This window comes from Limosilactobacillus albertensis, assembly GCF_014145555.1.
Classification (GTDB): domain Bacteria; phylum Bacillota; class Bacilli; order Lactobacillales; family Lactobacillaceae; genus Limosilactobacillus; species Limosilactobacillus albertensis.
The window spans coordinates 25,493-44,473 of sequence record NZ_JACIVD010000056.1 but is presented as its reverse complement, the minus strand read 5'-3'; the positions used below and the strand labels follow the sequence as shown (position 1 = coordinate 44,473).

Below are 18,981 nucleotides of genomic sequence, written 5' to 3'. Positions count from 1 at the left end.
CTTAATTACTAATCTCAATTTACAGAAATAGGAGGAGTCAGAAAATGTCATATAAACGTGTTTTTGTTATTGTAATGGACTCAGTTGGTACGGGTGCCGCTCATGATGCCGCTAAGTTTGATGATGTTGGATCAGATACGCTTGGTCATGTTGGCGAGTATTATAAAGGCGCTTTAAAATTACCGAACCTTGGTAAATTAGGGATTAGTAATTTACGTGATACCCCAATTGAAGGTGTGCCGGTTGCTGATCCTGCTATTGGCGATTACGGTAAGATGGAAGAAATTTCAGCTGGTAAAGACAGTATGGATGGTCACTGGGAAATGATGGGCTTGCCAGTAACAAAACCATTATCAACATTCCCGAATGGTTTCCCACAAGAAATTGTTGATAAGCTTGAAAAGTTCTCTGGACGCAAGGTTATCGTTAACAAGCCATATTCTGGTACTGAGGTAATTCATGACTATGGTGAACGGCAAATGAAGACCGGTGAATTAATTCTTTATACGTCCGGTGATTCGGTAATGCAAATTGCTGCTCATGAAGACGTAATTCCGGTTGAAGAACTTTACAAGATTTGTGAATATGCACGAACACTTGTGAATGGTCCAGAATATACAGTTGGACGAATTATCGCTCGGCCATATGTAGGACCAGATAAAGACCACTTTACTCGGACTGCCAACCGTCACGACTTTAGTTTGAAGCCAATTGGTGAAACAGACATGGATCGGTTGCGTGAAGCAGGTTATGACGTTATCGGCGTTGGTAAGATTAATGATATCTTCTCCGGTCAAGGAATTGACAAGGGATACCACAATGAAAGCAACATGGATGGAATGGACCACGTTGATGAAGTGATGAAGCAAGACTTTACTGGTTTCTGCTTTACTAACTTGGTTGACTTTGACGCAATGTATGGTCACCGTCGTAATCCAAAGGGCTTTGGTCAAGCATTGATGGACTTCGATAAGCGGCTTGGAACGGTTCTTGACGAAATGAAGCCTGATGACTTACTGATGATCACTGCTGACCACGGTAATGATCCTGGTTTTAAGGGAACCGACCATACCCGTGAAAATGTACCATTGCTGGTTTACTCACCATCAATGAACAAGCCAAACCAATCGCTTGGTTTACGGAAGACATTCTCAGACCTTGGCGCTACTATTTTGGAAAACTTCAACGTCAAGTCTGTAAAGGGTACCAGTTTCTACAAAGAAATTAGTAACGATTAAGGATATTTTTTAACGAAAGGGGCGAAATGCGATGCGAATGGTTGACATCATTGACACTAAACGGAATGGCGGAACGTTAAGTGATGAACAGTTACAATTCTTCGTTGATGGTGTGGTCAAGGGGACAATCCCTGATTACCAAATTAGCGCACTCTTGATGGCAATTTACTTCCAAAAAATGACTAAAGAAGAGCAAACTAGTTTAACAATGAAGATGATGGAATCTGGCGAACGCTTAGACTTAAGCCGAATTCCCGGAATTAAAGTTGATAAACATTCTACCGGTGGTGTTGGTGATAAGGTTAGTCTGCCGCTCGCTGCAATGGTTGCTGCAACCGGCATTCCGGTCCCAATGATTTCTGGACGAGGATTAGGTCATACTGGCGGCACGCTTGATAAGCTTGAAGCAATTCCTGGTTTTCGTGTTGAGCTTTCTGAAGATGAATTTATTGATCAGGTTGCTCAAGAGAAGTTAGCGATTGTGGGTGCGACTGGTGAAGTAGCGCCAGCCGATAAAAAGATTTACGGCTTACGTGATGTTACTGATACCGTTGACTCAATTCCGCTAATTGCCAGTTCGATTATGAGTAAGAAAATTGCTTCCGGTACAGATGCCCTTGTGATTGATGTGAAAACGGGAACGGGTGCCTTTATGAAGACGCTTGATCAATCACGTTTACTGGCTAAGGCGTTGGTTGAAATTGGTAAACAAGCTGGCTTGAAGTGCATGGCTGTGATTTCGGATATGAACCAGCCTCTTGGTAATAAAATCGGTAATGCTCTTGAAATTGAAGAATCGATTGATGTACTAAAGGGGAAGGGTCCGAAAGATCTGACTGAACTAGTGCTTACGCTTGGCAGCTACATGGTAGTAATGGGTGAAAAAGCGCAAGATACTACTGAAGCACGAAAACTATTAGAACAAACGATTAGAGATGGGTCTGCACTTAAACGGTTTGCGGCAATGATAAAAGCACAGGGAGGAGATCCGGCTGTTGTCGACAATTATCAATTAATGCCTCAAGCTAAGTACAAGATTCCTTTCAATGCTGACCGTGATGGGGTGCTAACAAAACTTTCAGCTGATGAAGTGGGAACTGCTAGTATGTTATTAGGCGGCGGACGGCAAAAAGCTGACGATAAGCTTGATTATAGTGTCGGAATTGAATTGCACCATAAGCTGGGCGATCATGTTAAAGCTGGTGAACCGTTATTAACGATCTATAGCAACCGTCGAGAAATTCCAGATATCGAACAGTTATTACGAGAAAGTATTAATATTAGTGATAATGGGCAAGTGCCAACACTAATTCATGAGATTGTTGAATAAAGAGACAGGAGGAAGATTTCAATGAGTACACATATTAACGCAAAAATGGGTGACTACGCAGACACTGTATTACTTCCAGGAGATCCGCTACGTGCAAAATATATTGCAGAGAATTTCCTTGAAAATGTAAAACAAGTAAATTTCGTTCGTAATGCCTTTGGTTACACGGGTGAATACAAGGGTCACCGCATTTCAGTTCAAGGATCAGGAATGGGAATCCCTTCTATGTCGATTTATATTAATGAATTAGTTCGGGAATTTGGTGTTAAGACAATTATCCGTGTAGGTTCCTGTGGTGGAATTGCCCCTGACGTTCATGTTCGGGATGTCCTTCTTGCCCAAGGCTCATCAACTGATTCAGCGGTAACTGTCAATACATTTGGTCCAGGCTTCCACTATGCACCATTAGCTGACTTTAAACTCTTGGATACGGCTTACCATGTAGCGGGTAACCTTGGCATTGAAACCAAAGTTGGTGATATTTTCGCTGCTGACCGTTTCTACAATGATGAACTTGATATGGAAAAGCTTCGTGATTACGGTATTCTCGGAACAGAAATGGAATCTGCCGGACTTTACTTATTAGCCGCCAAGCTTCATTTCCGTGCACTTTCAGTTTTGACTGTCAGTGACCTAATCTTTGGTGATGAAAAAGCAACTGCTGAAGAACGTGAAAGAACATTTAATGACATGATTAATATTTCACTTGAAACAGCAATTGCGGGTAAGTAGAATATGTAATTAATGGCGAGAGGCTGGTGTTATGCCAACCTCTTTACTGTTTTAAATATAAAAATGCACATTAATTCGTTTTGTGAATAGGAAGGAGGAATAAAATGGACGACAAAAAGAAGGTTGAACTTGCCCTAAAAGTTGCAACGCTGTATTACCGTGATGGTTGGAATCAAAGTGATATTGCTACTGAATTAAATATTTCCCGGGCAACAGTATCACGACTATTGCAATTTGGCCGTGATCGGGGATTGGTGACAATAAAAATCCATAATCCAATTGCCCCCCTCCACCAGCTTGAAGTGGACTTGCTTGCTAAATATCCGGCGCTACGTAAAATTATTATTGTTCCTGGTACCGATGACCCGCTTGAAGAAGTTGGGGCGGCCGGGGCTAAATATATTGAACAAATCGTTAAAGATAAGGATATTATTGGCTTGGGCTGGGGAAAAACCGTTTATCAAGTCGGCTTGCATTTAAAACCTAAAGACGTTGCTGATATTACGGTCGTTCAGATGAAAGGGAGCATGGCAAATACTAATACGCGTAATTATGCTTTTGAAACTGTCAATACCTTTGCGAAAGCTTTTAATACAATTCCGCAGTATTTACCATTGCCGGTTATTTTTGACCATGCACAGACGCGTGAATTGGTAGCAAATGATACGCATATTAAGCATATTCTAAAATTAGGTGAGCAATCTAATATTGCTGTTTTTACTGTTGGAACGGTTCGTGATTCGGCATTGCTTTTTAAGTTAGGCTATTTTACCAAGCAAGAACAATTAACCCTGCAGCATGAGGCGGTTGGGGATGTATTTTCACGATTCATCGACAGTAAGGGACGGATAGTAAATGAAGACATCAATCAACGGACGATTGGCATTGAACTAACTGAATTACAAAAGAAGAAGCATAGTATTTTAGTAGCAGCAAATGTCGCAAAAGTGCCGACAGTACACGGTGTTTTAACTGCCGGATATGCGAATACATTGGTTATTGACCAGGAAAGTGCAAACAACCTTGTTAATTTTTTGAATTAATTTAATATTTTAATTGACCTTGGTTCGAAATCCTAGTAGAGTATACCTAATTAAAAATCAAAGGAGTTGCACTACAGATGTCAAATTGGGACACGAAATTTGCCAAGAAGGGTTTAACCTTCGATGATGTATTACTTATTCCAGCTGAAAGTCACGTATTACCAAATGAAGTTGATTTGAGTACCCGATTAGCTGATAACTTGAAGCTTCATATTCCATTGATCAGTGCCGGGATGGATACAGTTACTGAAGGACCGATGGCAATTGCGATGGCGTTGCAAGGTGGTTTGGGTGTTGTTCACAAAAACATGTCAATCCAATCTCAGGCAGGGGAAGTTGCAAATGTTAAGAGCGTTGTAGTTCCTGCTGGTGCCACTAAGGCAGCTGTTGACGACCAAAACCGCTTATTAGTCGCTGCTGCGGTTGGGGTTACAAGTGATACATTTGAACGCGCCGAAGCTCTCTTAAAAGCTGGTGCTGATGCAATTGTTATTGATACTGCCCATGGTCACTCAGCTGGTGTTCTTCGTAAGATTGCAGAAATCCGGGAACATTTCCCAGACGCTACACTTATCGCCGGTAATGTTGCTACTGGTGAAGCTACCCGTGCACTATTTGATGCCGGTGTTGATGTTGTTAAAGTTGGTATCGGCCCTGGTTCAATTTGTACTACCCGGGTGGTTGCCGGAGTTGGTGTTCCGCAAATTACTGCTATTTATGATGCTGCTAGTGTTGCTCGCGAATATAACAAGCCAATCATTGCTGATGGTGGTATCAAATACTCAGGTGATGTAGTAAAGGCGCTTGCTGCTGGTGGTAATGCGGTAATGCTAGGAAGTATGCTTTCAGGTACTACTGAAGCTCCTGGTCAGATCTTTGAAGATAATGGTAAGAAATACAAGGCTTACCGTGGAATGGGTTCTGTTGGTGCAATGGCTCAAGCACATGGTTCATCAGACCGTTACTTCCAAGGCGGGGTAAATGAAGCTAATAAGCTTGTTCCAGAAGGTATCGAAGCACGTGTTGAATACAAGGGCGATGTTTCTGATATTGTCTTCCAAATTGATGGCGGATTGCGTTCAGGAATGGGATATGTTGGTGCTGGTGATATTCCAACATTAATTGAAAAAGCGCAGTTTGTTCAAATTACTAATGCTGGTCTTCGTGAATCACACCCGCATGACGTTCAAATTACTCGTAGTGCACCTAACTACAAATAATAAAGGCTAGTTTAATAAGAACTGCTATGATGTATCAATGAAGATATTGTCATAGCAGTTTTTATTTCCTGGGAAATGTTGGAGAGTAAACTTTTTGTTAAGGCTAACTAAGAATTATCGCTTTTTACTGTAGTTCGTTATAATATTTAATAGGATATTATGCTGTGAAAAGGAGTGCCACTTATGAAAATTTTAGTTGTCGATGATGATAAAGAAATTGTTCAATTACTTGAAATCTATATCCGCAATGAAGGATATGAGCCAATTTCTGCTTATGATGGTAAAGAAGCATTGACAAAGTTAAATACTAATCCAGACATCGGCTTGATTATTCTTGATTTAATGATGCCTGAAATTGATGGAATGGATGTAATTAAGCGGGTACGTAAAGATTCTGATATTCCTATTTTGGTGCTTTCCGCGAAAACGGCAGACATGGACAAAATTCAGGGCTTGATTACCGGAGCAGATGATTATGTTACTAAGCCATTTAACCCATTAGAAGTAATGGCACGAGTTAAGTCGCTATTACGCCGCAGTCGAGGTGAAGTTACTAATGATGAGCCTGATATTTTAAATGTTGGCCCGCTGCTGATTAATAAGGATTCGCATGAAGTTAAAACTATTAAGGGTGACGTAATCCAATTAACTGCCCTTGAATTTGGAATTCTATACTTATTAGCTAGTCACCCTAACCGGGTATTTTCAGCTGATGATATTTTTGAACGAGTATGGCAGCAAGAAAGCGTTGTGTCTGCTAAGACGGTGATGGTTCACGTAAGTCACCTGCGAGATAAAATTGAAGAAGCTACTAATGGTGAAAAGGTGATTCAAACTGTTTGGGGCGTTGGTTATAAAGTTGAGGATCATTAATTTTCACTTTAATGATGTGGAGGAAGAATTGTGAAGTTAACGGGGCGTGAAAAAAGTTCGCTGATATTAGAAGGGGTAGTAACGGTAATCCTACTACTATTGCTGAATATGGCGATCATTGTGATTATCCAGGATATGATTCAGTCAAACCCTGGAGTGACGAACGGGATTTTTATGATTAAACAGTCGCTAAGAATCGGTCCTCTCCAAGCTCAGATTTGGAGTTATCAACGGATTTTAATCGCTCTTTTACTGGTTATTGATATCTGGGTTGTCTGGTGGCGTTTGCGGCGACGGTACCATTTGTATCAAATGAACCATATTATCGCGGAACTACATTATATTGCCCAGGGACATTTAGACCACCGGATTCCATTTCGCCTAAAAGGTAATCAGCAGCATGTGATTACTAGTGTGAATGCCCTTGTTGACAGTGCGGTTCGTTCAATGGACGATGAACGGAAGATTGAAAAATCTAAGGATGAATTAATTACGAATGTAAGTCATGATTTACGGACACCGTTAACTAGTATTATTGGTTATCTTGGCCTGATTGAAGATAAGCAGTACCGGAACGAAGAAGATATCCTTAAATACACGCATACGGCCTATGAGAAAGCCAAGCAAATGAAGACATTGGTAGATGACTTATTTGAATATACAAAGGTTCAACAACATGGTGCACCAGTAAACATCATGAAGATTGACCTTAATCAACTAATTGAACAGTTAACAGCCAGCTTTGAGCTTGAAGCCCAGCATCGGGGAATCGAGATTACTTCATCGGTTATTCCTAATCCACTGATGATTGAGGCTGATCCTGAAAAGCTGGGACGGGTGTTTAATAACCTTGTTTCCAATGCGTTCAAATATGGAAATGGGGCCAGCTATATCCGAATAGACGCGCGTCAAGAAAAGGATATGGTAGTTGTTAAAGTTGCAAATGATGGAACGCCAATTCCTGAAAAGTCACTTGACCACTTATTTGAGCGTTTTTACCGTGCTGAAGCTTCCCGTTCACGAGCCACAGGTGGTACCGGCCTGGGATTAGCAATTGTTAAGAGTATTGTTGACCTTCATCATGGGAGCGTTCGTGTGACATCAAATGCTGAAGAAACAGCATTTATTGTTACCTTGCCACTAAAACAAGAAGTAACAGAAAATAACCAAAAATGATAAAAAAGTCCAAAATCATTTGATTTTGGACTTTTTTCTTTCTCCCTTATATTCAACCTATTTTTTATGTGGTAGACTAAAAGAGCATTGTGTCACTTGATATTATGATAAAGATACAAATTATTGGAGGAAATTCTGTGGCTAAAGCACAAATAAATCCAGAAAAGGCACGCTGGCTTGAGGTGCTTGGTGTTTCAATGCCATTGTGTCTTAGTTACATTCCGATTGGATTGGCCTGTGGTATTTTACTACATGCAGCAGGTTTTAACTTTATAATGATTTTACTGGTGTCAGTATTGGTTTTCTCTGGAGGAGCCCAATTTATTTTGGCATCATTATTGACTGTTAACTCCCCATTGAGTACGATTTTCCTATCGCTCTTCTTTCTGGAATTACGTTATGCCCTGTTAGGCTCGAGTCTATCAAAGTATATTAAGCAAGAGTCAGCCCGCTTTATTTTGGTGTTTTCTGCATCAATGAATGATGAAAATTATGCCATTAATTATATGAAATTTGCAACTGACAAGAAATGGACACCTGATGATGCGCTATTAGTTGAGCGCTATTCACTCGCTGCGTGGTCAATTTCTAACATGGTTGGCGGATTAATTGGCGGAGCAATCTCGATTGACCTTGAAGTTGTTGACTTTGCTTTAACAGCCTTATTCTTGTACATGATTGTTATGCAGGTTCAAAACCACTTAAGTTTTGTTATTTGCATTTTAGCATCTATTCTAGGCGTATATTTCCTTGTTCTGACTAAGAATACCTTGGGCTTGATCATTGCGACCCTTCTTGCTTCATTTGTTGGTTTCGCGGTTGAAAATACGGTTCGTCACCATAGTAAGGATCCAAGTAATAATTGGTTCTTGACTAAAATGTTCAGACCGCAGATTACGAAAACAACGCTTGAGGATAAGCAAGCGCAAGAAAAGAAAGAAATCAAGGAAGCTGAAAAACTCGAAAACAAGATTGAGAATGTTGTTGAACGTCATGATGAACCGAAAGATGACACTCAACATCATGATGAGGGTTAGACATGGAACAACTATTAAGTAACAAAATCTTTTACCACATTATAGTGATTATATTAGCAGCAATTGCGGCTTTTATCCCTCGTTATTTACCGGTACTATTCTTCTCAACACGGAAAATTCCCGAATGGTTTAATGAATGGATGAAGTATGTTCCGGTAAGTCTTTTTGCGACATTAGTTGTAAAGGGGATATTTGTTGATAGTTCGTACAACTTTATTGCGTTCGGCCACGTCGAGCAGATTATTGCGGCATTGATTGTTATCGTGATCGCATACTTTACACGGTCAATGTCGATTTCAGTTATTGCTGGTTTAGTTGCAGTTTGGCTACTGAGTTTAGCGTTATAAGGACGGTTTTGTTATAATTAAATTAAGCTTTTAAACAATGGATTGGTTTCTAACTTGCGAAGAAGCCAGTCCCTTTATTTTAGGAAGTGAGTACGTTGGATTTTAAGCAAATAAATGCATTTGTCAACCTTGGTAATACTTTAAATTATCAGCTTACAGCAAAAAAATTAGGTTTAACGGTTGATGAGGTAAAAGCAGAGATTGAAAGCCTTGAAAAAGAATTGGCTGTTAAACTTATTCAATCTCAAAATGATAAGTTTGAGCTAACTGAGCTTGGGACTTCAATCTTGCCAGTAGCAAGTAAAGTGACTGAGAATCAAGCTAAATTAGCAACCCTTATCGCAGATTATAAAGAGAAAGAAAAGCAGCAAGCAATAAAGCTAGCGGTAGTACCAGCATTTGACAATTACGAGGCAGCATCAGCAATTCAGGGACTAGCTGAGCACTACAAGCTGACGATTACTGAAGACGATGACTCGGTTACACAGTTAGAGAAAGGTCAAAGCGACATTGCATTTATAAGTTATGCGGATGAGCTTCCTGATGATTTTGAACTGATTTCAGTTGGGGAAGACCGGCTTGTTGCATATGTTCCAGCTCGTAACCCGCTTTCTACAAAAACAACATTAGCCCTTACGGATTTAAAGGCAGAAAAATTTTTAACACTTAACCATCAAAAGCCATTTGCGGCATTTGTTCAGCAGGTTTGTTCTGATGCAGGTCTTTACCTATACTCTGTCTTTGAGGGAGAACGAGGAAAGACATTGGTAAATATGGTTGCCCTTGGAATGGGAGTGACTTTGCTAATGGAACAATCAATAAGCCGAAACTTGGATAGTAAGGTCGTTAAAATCCCTATTGTTCCTGAGATTACCCGGCACCTTGCCTTCGCCCGTCGCAGAAATATTGAACATACGCCAATTCAAGAAAAGTTATGGCATGATTTAAAGGAATTATTTGAAAAGTAAAAAAAGATTTGACAATTTAGAAAACAACGCTTATTATCATAGATAACAAAAATACCTTTAACTTAGTCCTGTGAGGCTAGGAAGGATTTAATTGAGCGTTTAAGTATTGCCTTCTTAGCTACTGCTGAGGAGGCTTTTCTTTTAAGCAGTAGCATTAGGATACGCCATTAAAATCAATAGGTATTTTGAAACGACTGACCATTTAAATGTTCCAGAGAGGACATAACGGTGTGTTGTTTTTAGCCTTTAAATATCCTAGAAACAAAACAGCGGTGACTCTCAGTAGGTAGATGGGAAGTCATCGCTGTTTTGTTGTAATAAGACTGAAAAGGAGCGCTATTGATGATTAGTACAGAAAGAATTCAACCAAATTTAGTAACTGTTGCCGATATGGATGCAGAGGATGCAATTGATTTGATCCACGAAGCACAGGCATATAAGGCTGGAAAACAAGCAGTTCTTACTGCACCAGCATATGCGGTTAATCTCTTCTTTGAAAATTCAACGCGAACGAAGACAAGTTTTCAAATGGCGCAGATGAAACTGGGAATGCATGTTCTTGAGTTTGAAGCGGGCACAAGTTCAGTAAAAAAGGGCGAAAGTCTCTATGATACTGTTAAAACAATGGAATCAATCGGCGTAAATATTGCGGTAATTCGCCATCCGGAAAATGAATATTATCGACAATTAATTCGTCATAAGGACCTTAAAATCGGGATCGTGAATGGCGGCGACGGTAGCGGTCAGCATCCATCCCAATGCTTGCTTGATATGATGACGATTGATGAAGAATTTGGCGGATTCAAAGGATTGAAAGTATTAATCATCGGTGATCTTAGCCATTCTCGGGTTGCGCATTCCAATGCAATGATGCTTAATCGGTTAGGGGCAGAAGTTTACTTTGCTGGTCCAGAAAAATGGTATGATCCTGCGCTTGAACAATATGGAACTTTTGGCGACTTTGATGAGTTACTCCCACAAATGGATGTAGTTAATTTACTGCGGGTACAAAACGAACGCTTAACAACCGCAGATGGGCAGGCGTTTAATGCAAACCAATACCACCAAGCATACGGTTTAACATTAGAACGGGCTGCAAAGATGAAGCAGGGCGCAATCATTATGCACCCAGCCCCAGTGAACCGCGGAGTTGAGATTGACAGCTCGCTTGTAGAAGCTCCTAATTCACGAATCTTCCAACAAATGACAAACGGGGTATACACTCGAATGGCGATTCTTAGTCGGGTGCTTCGTTACCAGGGATTGATGTAAAGAGGTGATCGTGGTGAGCAGGGCAACATTATTGATTAACGGTCGCCGAGTTTATAACGATAGATTGGTTAAGAGTGAAGTGCTGATTGTAAACGGCAAAATTATAGAGATTGGCGAACATGTTCATGAACCTGGGGATGCGGAAAAAATAGATTTAAACAATAACCTGATTACACCAGGATTGATTGACGTTCATGTCCACCTCCGTGAGCCGGGTTATACAAATAAAGAAACAATTGCAACGGGAAGTAAGGCTGCCGCACACGGCGGGTTTACGACAATTGCCGCCATGGCTAACCTTAATCCTACATGTGACACACCAGAAAAATTTAAGGAACAGGTTAACCGCAACGAGAAAGCCGGATTGGTAAAGATCCTCCAATATTCACCAGTCACGGTTAATCGTGCAGGAAAGCAACCCGTTAATGTTGCTGACCAGTATCAAGCTGGTGCCCGTCTCTTTAGCGATGATGGCGCTGGTATTCAAGATGCCGGAGTCGTGTATCAAGCAATGCAACAATTAGCGAAAGTTAATGCGCCGCTATGTGACCATGCACAAGATAACCAGCTTGCACAGAATGGGGTGATTAATGATGGAGCAGCTATTGCCAAAAAATTATCACTACCAGGGATGCCAGCGATTAGCGAAACCGCACAAATTGCCCGTAACCTTGTAATTGCGCAGGCGACCGGTGCCCATTATCATGTTTGCCATGTTTCGACAAAAGAAAGTATTGACCTTATTCGTTATGCAAAACAACAAGGAATTAATGTTACCTGTGAAGTTACGCCCCATCACCTCCTTCTCGCAGATGCGGATATTAAAGAGGATGACGCTGAATTCAAAATGAATCCTCCTCTGCGCCGGCGGATTGACCAGCAAGCCTGCTTAGTTGGTCTGCTAGATGGCACGATTGATTGTATTGCTACTGATCATGCGCCCCATACCGATGCAGAAAAGCAGCAGGGGTTCTTAAATTCACCAAATGGAATTGTCGGGTCTGAAACAGCCTTTGCGTTACTTTATACCCATTTTGTTAAAACTGGTATTTATACCCTTACGCAATTGATCGATTGGCTGACTGCTAAGCCACAGACAGTTTTTAACCTTGAGAATGCGGGGTTGCTAAAAGTAGGCGATCCAGCAGACATTGCCGTATTTGATATTGATCACCAAGACATAATTCGTCCAGAACAATTTTTCTCGAAAGGGCATAATACTCCTTTTGTGGGTGACCAGATATATGGAATGACGAAGAAAACTTTTGTCGACGGTAAACTCGTATATACGGAGGATTAAAAATGGAAGCAACACAGCGTTTGGCAGTTGAACTACCGGGCCTTTCACTAAAGAATCCAATTATTACGGCAAGCGGGACTTGTGGCTATGGTCAGGAGACTGCTAAAAAATATGATCTCAATCGTTTAGGCGCAATTGTGTTAAAGTCAACAACCGCTCATCCTCGGCAAGGTAACCCGCGGCCACGAGTTTGTGAAACCAGTGCTGGTTGGCTTAACGCAAATGGTCTTCAGAATGTGGGCATTACCGCAGCAACAAGCGAAAAAATTCCGTGGTTACGAAAACACTTTCCACAATTACCAATTATTGCCAGTGCTGCTGGTTTTTCTGAAGACGAGTACGTTCGCGTTGTCAATGGATTTGCTAATACGGCGGGTGTTAAAGCGATTGAATTAAACGTATCGTGCCCCAATGTAAAACATGGCGGGATGGCGATGGGAACCGATCCAGAAGTACTTCAGCGATTAGTGAAACAGGTAGTTAAAGCGGCATTAGGAATACCAGTCTATGTAAAGCTGACCCCGAATGTAACTAATATTGTTCCGCTTGCCCAAGCTGCCGAGCAAGGAGGAGCAAATGGCCTTACGATGATTAATACATTAACTGGTCTGAGTATTGACCTCAAAACACGGCGGCCAGTACTCGCTAACGTAACCGGCGGATTATCGGGACCCGCAATTAAACCCTTGGCATTGCGGATGATTCATCAAGTGCGGCAGGTATCTTCCTTACCAATTATCGGTGTTGGCGGAATTGAATCTGCTGAAGATGTCCTTGAGTTTATGATGGCCGGTGCAAATGCAGTTCAAATCGGTGCAGCTAGTTTTCATGATCCTTTAGCCTGTCCCAAAATTGCGGCCGATTTACCAATTGTAATGGATCATTACGGGATAAAAAAACTTACAGATTTATGGGAGGTTAGATTTTGAAACGATTTGTACCAATGGTAGCTATTGACGTAGCAACTAAGCAGGAAGCAATCGACTTATTTGATAAATTAATGGTTGACCCCCAACCAATCGTAAAAATTGGAATGGAACTGTACTACGGTCTTGGTCAGGTAATTGTTCGTGAGGCAAAGAAGCGAGGATTTAAAGTATTCCTTGATTTGAAATTATATGATATTCCCAATACGGTTCACCGCGCAATGGCAGCGATTGGCAGATTGGGGATTGATTTTACAACGATTCACGCGGCTGGCGGCAGTGAGATGATGATTGCTGGTTTAGCAGGGTTAGAAGAAGGAGCAAGAGAAGCAGGAGTAGCACCAGCTAAGCTTTTGGCGATTACCCAGCTAACATCAATTGATGAGCAAATTCTTCATGAGCAGCAGCATGTTGACTTGTCGTTGATTGAATCGGTCCAAAATTATGCTCAGTTAGCAGAAAGAGTTGGCCTTGCCGGAGTTGTTTGTTCGGCACACGAAATTAAGGCCATCCGCAAAGTAACCAGCGATGATTTTCTTTGTGTAACTCCGGGAATCCGACCAGCACATGCAATTAAAGATGATCAAAAACGGGTAGTTACACCAGCACAAGCGAGAATAGCTGGCAGTAATGCAATTGTTGTTGGCCGGCCAATCACTCAGAGTTTTGATCCAGTGGCTGCTTATCAGGAAGTCCAAAGAGCATTCTTAAACGAGGAGGAAGAAAAATGACATACTCACAACGCGTTGCCAAAGCATTACTAGATATTCATGCTGTTACCCTAAATCCGGAACATCCTTTTACCTGGGCAAGCGGTCTTAAATCGCCTATATATACTGACAATCGGTTGACGATTTCTTACCCGGAAGTGCGCCAAGCAATCTTTAATGGAATGGTTGAACAAATTAAACTTCATTTTCCTGATACTGACGTAATAGCAGGAACCGCAACTGCGGGGATTCCCCATGCAGCCTGGGTGGCCCAAAATATGGAATTACCAATGATTTACGTTCGGACTAAACCGAAAGATCATGGTCAAGGAAAGCAGATCGAAGGGGTCCTTAAAGAAGGACAAAAAGTCGTAGTGATTGACGACCTCATTTCAACTGGTGGTAGTGTATTAAACGCTGTTCGGGCGGTTAATAATGCTGGCGGTAAAGTGGTTGGCGTTGTTTCTGTCTTTACATATAACCTGCCAGCAGCAGAACAGAATTTTATGGCAAACGGTCTTAAATACTATTCAGTGACTGACTATATGACTTTAATTAAAGTCGCTAAGGAAAATAATCAAATCAGTGCCGACCATTTAAAGTCGCTTCAACAGTGGCGCAAAGATCCGCTTAGCTGGAGTAAAGAACAAGAATCATAACAATTAAAAGAATATAATTAAAAATCCGAACTATAATTTCTGAAAGGACGTTTTAGCCTATCATGTCAAAAATTATGGCTCGGATCTTTATATTTAGAATAAAATTTAATAGGTGGTTAATGCTTATCTTCCCATATCTTCTGTAACATTGGATAACGGAGATCGCCAACTTGAACTACCTGATAGTCTGCACTGGCTAATTGGGTTGCGTCGCCAATACCGATTGCGATCGCGTTTGTTTCATGAATATTTGCAATCTCATTGGCTGTTGTGCCAATTCCAATACAAGCGGGTCCATTAAGATTTAGCTGGTTAATGGCTGCCGAATACGGGTTTTCATCGTCATGATAGCTAATGATACCATCGACATAGTTATCAAGACCGACTTGTTTGAGAATATTTTGAACATTTCCGTTGGTATCCAGGACGGCAATTTTAACATAGTGGTCATATAGATTTAGTAATAGCCTTTTAATTCCTGGAAATTGATCATTCTCGCTTAAGTTATCAGTTTCTTCACTAAGCATCTTTTGCCATTCGGTAATCATTGCTGCTTTTTCACTTGCGTCCGGATTGGCATTGAAGTGTTTTAATACCAGGGTCAGACCTTGTTCAGGAGTTAGGTTAGCAAACTGCGGAGCTAGCTTTCCTGGTAATCCCATTCCAAACTCATACATTGCAAAACGCTGCCATGCAGTGAAAGACAACTTATCCGTATCAACAAAGATATTATTAAATGAAAAAATAGCACCGTCCATATTAAACATCCCTTCATCGGTGATCATGTCTATATTTTAACCTAATCAAAAATGAAAGGGAATACAATGTTTAAGCATGAGCTTTAGCAAGGTCAGCAGCATAGTTAATTTCTTTAGCATCTAGGTATTCAATAATTTGATTAATCGTGATGAACGGAACATGGGCACGGTCAGCAAGTGCTGCTAGGCTATCTCGACGCGCCATTGTCCCATCGTTATTTAATACTTCAATAATTACTGCAACTGGTGCTTTGCCAGCTAAGTAAGCAAGGTCAACTGCCGCTTCAGTATGGCCGATCCGGTCTCGGAGCCCGTGTGGCTGAGCATAAAGCGGTTGGATATGGCCTGGATGATTGAAATCGGTAGCCTGAGCATCGGGATTAGCAATTTGCCGAATAGTTGCAGCACGGTCAAAGGCAGAGACACCGGTTGTAACTCCTGTTGCTTCAAAGGTCCCATCGGCAGTAACCATAAAAGGAGTTTGGTTTGGATCGGTACTATGTTCTACCATTGGTTTAAAAGCAAGTTTTGCAGCAATCTTTTCACTTACTGGTACGCACATTAAACCATTAGCTTCCTTTAACATTTCGTAAACAGTATTAGCTGTGATTTCATCACCGAGGGCAACAAGGTCTCCTTCATTTTCGCGGTCTTCATTATCGGCTAAGATGATGTAGCCGCCATTTACTAATTGCGTTAAGGCTTCTTCGACAGTTGAAAATTTACTTTGCATGGGTGAATTACTCCTTTGAAATTCTAAAAGCAATAGGGCAACAACATTCGAATGTGTCATTATAATAACGAACAATTTTATTTAAATCAACCCTTTATTTAAATAAAACACGAACTAAAAAAACGATATAAAGCCATAAAGTTAATAAAAAGACTAAGAGAAATAAAGATTCTCCTAGCCCATATGCTATTAATTCAATTATTTGGTCATGTAATCCCGTGTCATTGGTAAGTTCTTACCAGATGGCCCCTTGGTAATTAAGTATTGGATAACATCGATGTTTCCAGACTCAAATGACGCTGCACATGCTTGGAGGTACAAATCCCACATTCGCGTGAAGCGTTCACCCATCATATCAAGGATTTGTGCCCGGTGTTCATTGAAATTCATATCCCAAATCTCAAGTGTTCGTTGATAATGACGCCGAAGCATTTCAATATCAGCAATTTGCATATGATTTTCTTCAATATGCCCGATCATTTCTTCAAGACCTGGAACATAACCACCAGGGAAAATATATTTGTTAATCCACCCATTGTATGCACCACCTTGTTGACGGGTAATTCCGTGGATTAAAGCAACACCGTCATTGGCAAGGTAACCCTGAATGTCCTTAAAGTAAAGGCCAAGGTTTTCTTTTCCAACGTGTTCAAACATTCCAACAGAAGTGATATAATCCCAAGTTTGGTTACCGAGTTCACGATAGTCAATTAGCTTAACTTCGGCAACGTCTTGTAAGCCTTCTTTTTCAATCCGTTCCTTGACAAAACGATATTGTTCTTCACTTAAAGTAACCCCGGTAACTTTTAGGCCATATTCTTTAGCAGCAGTTAGCATTAATGTTCCCCAGCCACAGCCAATGTCAAGTAAAGTCTTACCTGGCTTTGGATCTAACTTCTTTAGAATATGATGAACCTTGTCGACTTGTGCCTTAGTAAGGTCATCGTGGTTGCCATCAGTAAAGTAAGCACATGAGTAAGTTAAAGTATCATCAAGCCATAACTTGTAGAAGTCATTTCCAACATCATAGTGGCTTTGAACATCATTTTCACTTTCTTTTTCTGAGTGTCCTTGCTTCGGGAGGAACTTGCGGAATTTAGAACTACGCATGAAACTATCAGCACTTTCATAAGCTGATTCGATTAATTCCTGAATGCTGCCCTGGATTTCAATCTTTTTATCCATGTAAGCTTCCCCTAAAGCAATTGAGGCGTTCTTAGTAATATCACGAATCGGAATCTTCTCCTTAAATGTGATAGTTACCTCAGGAGTTCCGTCACCATAAATAACACTTGACCCATCCCAAAATACAATCTTTACAGGCATATTGAACGAGTGCTTTAAAAGTGACTTGTAGAACGTCTTTTCTAGCATGAAACGCATCCTTCTTTCTACAGTAATAATGTTTATTATAACACCCTTAAAATAAATGTGTTTCAAGACAATTTGTAAAAAATATTTCATAAGAAAGCGGTAAACTAATTGCCGAAAAAATGAAAGCTTGCTACCATGCTAATTAGTATTGAAAATATGGAGATGATTGAATGACGGATGCTTGGAAGCATTTCATCGAAAACGTGAAGCTACGACGTTTTACTGTCTTGTTATTGATCATAATTGTGCTATGGCTAATAAGATCAATGATGAACTTAATTTTATTTACTTTTATTCTTACTTACCTGGTTGTTGGCTGGGTGCGGTTTGTCCAACGGTGGTTACCGCGAGTATCGACAACGCTCACAGTAATCGTTACATATGTCTTGTTGATTGTCCTGCTATACTTGGGCGTAACCCGTTATTTACCGGTTTTATCTCGTCAGGTAATTAAGATGGTTAATTCGGTAGTGCACTTTTACAGTACTCATCAAGCAACGATGATTTACCGCTACATTAACCACTATGTTAGTACCGCAACAATTATGAGTCAGGTCCGTCATGGAATAACGATTGCGGTTAGTACCCTAACAAGCATTGGCGCGATCACGGTTTCATTTGTAATGTCACTGATTTTGAGCTTTTTCTATACACTTGAGTTAAAGCAGATGAATGAATTTTCGCATAGCTTTTTAGACAGTGATTTTGGCTGGTTCTTCCAGGATATTGACTATTTTGGCAAAAAATTTGTTAATACTTTTGGGGTAGTATTGGAGGCCCAGTTCTTCATTGCAATTTGCAATACCGTTATCACAACAATCGGATTGCTGTTTATGCATATGCCGCAAATCTTTGCGCTGTCCCTAATTGTCTTCATTTTTAGTTTGGTTCCGGTTGCCGGTGTAATTATCTCAACGATTCCATTAGCGATGGTTGGCTACTCGGTTGGCGGCGTCCGTGATGTTGTTTATATTATCATTATGATTATTATTATTCACACGATTGAAGCATACGTTTTAAACCCTAAATTCATGTCAAGCCGAACTGATTTGCCAATATTCTATACCTTTATTGTGTTGCTGATTGGCGAACATCTTTTTGGAACATGGGGCTTAATTGTAGGAGTACCGATTTTTACATTCCTTCTTGATGTTTTAGGTGTAAAACCAATCCGTGGTGCTACACGAATAAAAAAGCGCGCGTGAAGAAAAAACTTCAAAGATCAATCCGTTAACTGATCTTTGAAGTTTTTTTATAGTTTCTGAAAATTATTTTAAATTATCCG

The 18,981-nt window shown here is 40.6% G+C and carries 19 protein-coding genes; 16 read left to right on the top strand and 3 right to left on the bottom strand.

Annotation, left to right across the window (positions count from 1 at the left end):
- The first annotated feature begins 44 nt into the window (after nucleotides 1-44).
- The 15 genes from H5S41_RS04295 (at nucleotide 45) to pyrE (ending at nucleotide 14,831) form a co-directional block, all read left to right on the top strand.
- The gene (locus H5S41_RS04295; RefSeq protein ID WP_153710816.1) at nucleotides 45-1,238 is read left to right on the top strand and encodes a phosphopentomutase; all 1,194 of its coding nucleotides are present in this window, start codon (nucleotides 45-47) and stop codon (nucleotides 1,236-1,238) included.
- Nucleotides 1,239-1,269: 31 nt separating this feature from the next.
- The gene (locus H5S41_RS04290) at nucleotides 1,270-2,568 is read left to right on the top strand and encodes a pyrimidine-nucleoside phosphorylase (RefSeq protein ID WP_182602461.1); all 1,299 of its coding nucleotides are present in this window, start codon (nucleotides 1,270-1,272) and stop codon (nucleotides 2,566-2,568) included.
- Nucleotides 2,569-2,589: 21 nt separating this feature from the next.
- A complete protein-coding gene (gene deoD / locus H5S41_RS04285; RefSeq protein ID WP_182602460.1) occupies nucleotides 2,590-3,300 on the top strand; it encodes a purine-nucleoside phosphorylase in 711 nt (236 codons plus the stop codon).
- 104 nt (nucleotides 3,301-3,404) lie between these two features.
- Nucleotides 3,405-4,343 (top strand): DNA-binding transcriptional repressor DeoR, encoded by a 939-nt coding sequence (gene deoR, locus H5S41_RS04280; protein WP_182602459.1) that lies wholly within the window; start codon nucleotides 3,405-3,407, stop codon nucleotides 4,341-4,343.
- 77 nt (nucleotides 4,344-4,420) lie between these two features.
- Nucleotides 4,421-5,563 (top strand): IMP dehydrogenase, encoded by a 1,143-nt coding sequence (gene guaB, locus H5S41_RS04275; RefSeq protein ID WP_182602458.1) that lies wholly within the window; start codon nucleotides 4,421-4,423, stop codon nucleotides 5,561-5,563.
- Between the two features lie 183 nt (nucleotides 5,564-5,746).
- Complete coding sequence (gene croR / locus H5S41_RS04270; protein WP_153710811.1) at nucleotides 5,747-6,436, top strand: response regulator transcription factor CroR; 690 nt, start codon at nucleotides 5,747-5,749, stop codon at nucleotides 6,434-6,436.
- Nucleotides 6,437-6,466: 30 nt separating this feature from the next.
- Nucleotides 6,467-7,612 carry a sensor histidine kinase gene (locus H5S41_RS04265; protein ID WP_182598611.1) on the top strand — a complete coding sequence of 382 codons (1,146 nt, stop codon included), beginning with the start codon at nucleotides 6,467-6,469 and terminating at the stop codon, nucleotides 7,610-7,612.
- A 137-nt stretch (nucleotides 7,613-7,749) separates the two neighbouring features.
- On the top strand, nucleotides 7,750-8,649 hold the full coding sequence (locus H5S41_RS04260; protein WP_182598612.1) for an AzlC family ABC transporter permease: 900 nt from the start codon (nucleotides 7,750-7,752) through the stop codon (nucleotides 8,647-8,649).
- A 2-nt stretch (nucleotides 8,650-8,651) separates the two neighbouring features.
- Nucleotides 8,652-8,996 carry a branched-chain amino acid transport AzlD family protein gene (locus tag H5S41_RS04255; RefSeq protein ID WP_153710809.1) on the top strand — a complete coding sequence of 115 codons (345 nt, stop codon included), beginning with the start codon at nucleotides 8,652-8,654 and terminating at the stop codon, nucleotides 8,994-8,996.
- Nucleotides 8,997-9,082: 86 nt separating this feature from the next.
- Nucleotides 9,083-9,964 carry a LysR family transcriptional regulator gene (locus H5S41_RS04250; RefSeq protein ID WP_182602457.1) on the top strand — a complete coding sequence of 294 codons (882 nt, stop codon included), beginning with the start codon at nucleotides 9,083-9,085 and terminating at the stop codon, nucleotides 9,962-9,964.
- Between the two features lie 342 nt (nucleotides 9,965-10,306).
- Complete coding sequence (locus H5S41_RS04245) at nucleotides 10,307-11,236, top strand: aspartate carbamoyltransferase catalytic subunit (protein WP_182602456.1); 930 nt, start codon at nucleotides 10,307-10,309, stop codon at nucleotides 11,234-11,236.
- A 13-nt stretch (nucleotides 11,237-11,249) separates the two neighbouring features.
- Nucleotides 11,250-12,536 carry a dihydroorotase gene (gene pyrC, locus H5S41_RS04240; RefSeq protein ID WP_182602455.1) on the top strand — a complete coding sequence of 429 codons (1,287 nt, stop codon included), beginning with the start codon at nucleotides 11,250-11,252 and terminating at the stop codon, nucleotides 12,534-12,536.
- A gap of 2 nt (nucleotides 12,537-12,538) precedes the next feature.
- Nucleotides 12,539-13,465: a dihydroorotate dehydrogenase gene (locus tag H5S41_RS04235; RefSeq protein ID WP_182602454.1), complete on the top strand. Its 927-nt coding sequence runs from the start codon at nucleotides 12,539-12,541 to the stop codon at nucleotides 13,463-13,465.
- Entirely contained in the window at nucleotides 13,462-14,193 is a 732-nt protein-coding gene (gene pyrF / locus H5S41_RS04230; RefSeq protein ID WP_182602453.1) for an orotidine-5'-phosphate decarboxylase, read from the top strand. Before H5S41_RS04235 ends, pyrF begins: the two co-directional genes overlap by 4 nt.
- The gene (gene pyrE, locus H5S41_RS04225) at nucleotides 14,190-14,831 is read left to right on the top strand and encodes an orotate phosphoribosyltransferase (protein ID WP_182602452.1); all 642 of its coding nucleotides are present in this window, start codon (nucleotides 14,190-14,192) and stop codon (nucleotides 14,829-14,831) included. The genes pyrF and pyrE overlap by 4 nt, the downstream gene beginning before the upstream one ends.
- Nucleotides 14,832-14,947: 116 nt before the next feature.
- Here the strand turns inward: pyrE and H5S41_RS04220 are convergent, their stop codons facing one another.
- The 3 genes from H5S41_RS04220 to H5S41_RS04210 all read right to left on the bottom strand — a co-directional run bounded on the left by H5S41_RS04220 (nucleotide 14,948) and on the right by H5S41_RS04210 (nucleotide 17,696).
- Complete coding sequence (locus H5S41_RS04220; protein ID WP_231833075.1) at nucleotides 14,948-15,616, bottom strand: HAD hydrolase-like protein; 669 nt, start codon at nucleotides 15,614-15,616, stop codon at nucleotides 14,948-14,950.
- A gap of 43 nt (nucleotides 15,617-15,659) precedes the next feature.
- On the bottom strand, nucleotides 15,660-16,322 hold the full coding sequence (ribB, locus tag H5S41_RS04215; protein WP_182602451.1) for a 3,4-dihydroxy-2-butanone-4-phosphate synthase: 663 nt from the start codon (nucleotides 16,320-16,322) through the stop codon (nucleotides 15,660-15,662).
- Nucleotides 16,323-16,520: 198 nt separating this feature from the next.
- The gene (locus H5S41_RS04210) at nucleotides 16,521-17,696 is read right to left on the bottom strand and encodes an SAM-dependent methyltransferase (protein ID WP_182602450.1); all 1,176 of its coding nucleotides are present in this window, start codon (nucleotides 17,694-17,696) and stop codon (nucleotides 16,521-16,523) included.
- A gap of 170 nt (nucleotides 17,697-17,866) precedes the next feature.
- Here H5S41_RS04210 and H5S41_RS04205 point away from each other — a divergent pair, with 170 nt between their 5' ends.
- A complete protein-coding gene (locus tag H5S41_RS04205) occupies nucleotides 17,867-18,901 on the top strand; it encodes an AI-2E family transporter (protein WP_182602449.1) in 1,035 nt (344 codons plus the stop codon).
- The last annotated feature ends 80 nt before the right edge of the window (nucleotides 18,902-18,981 follow it).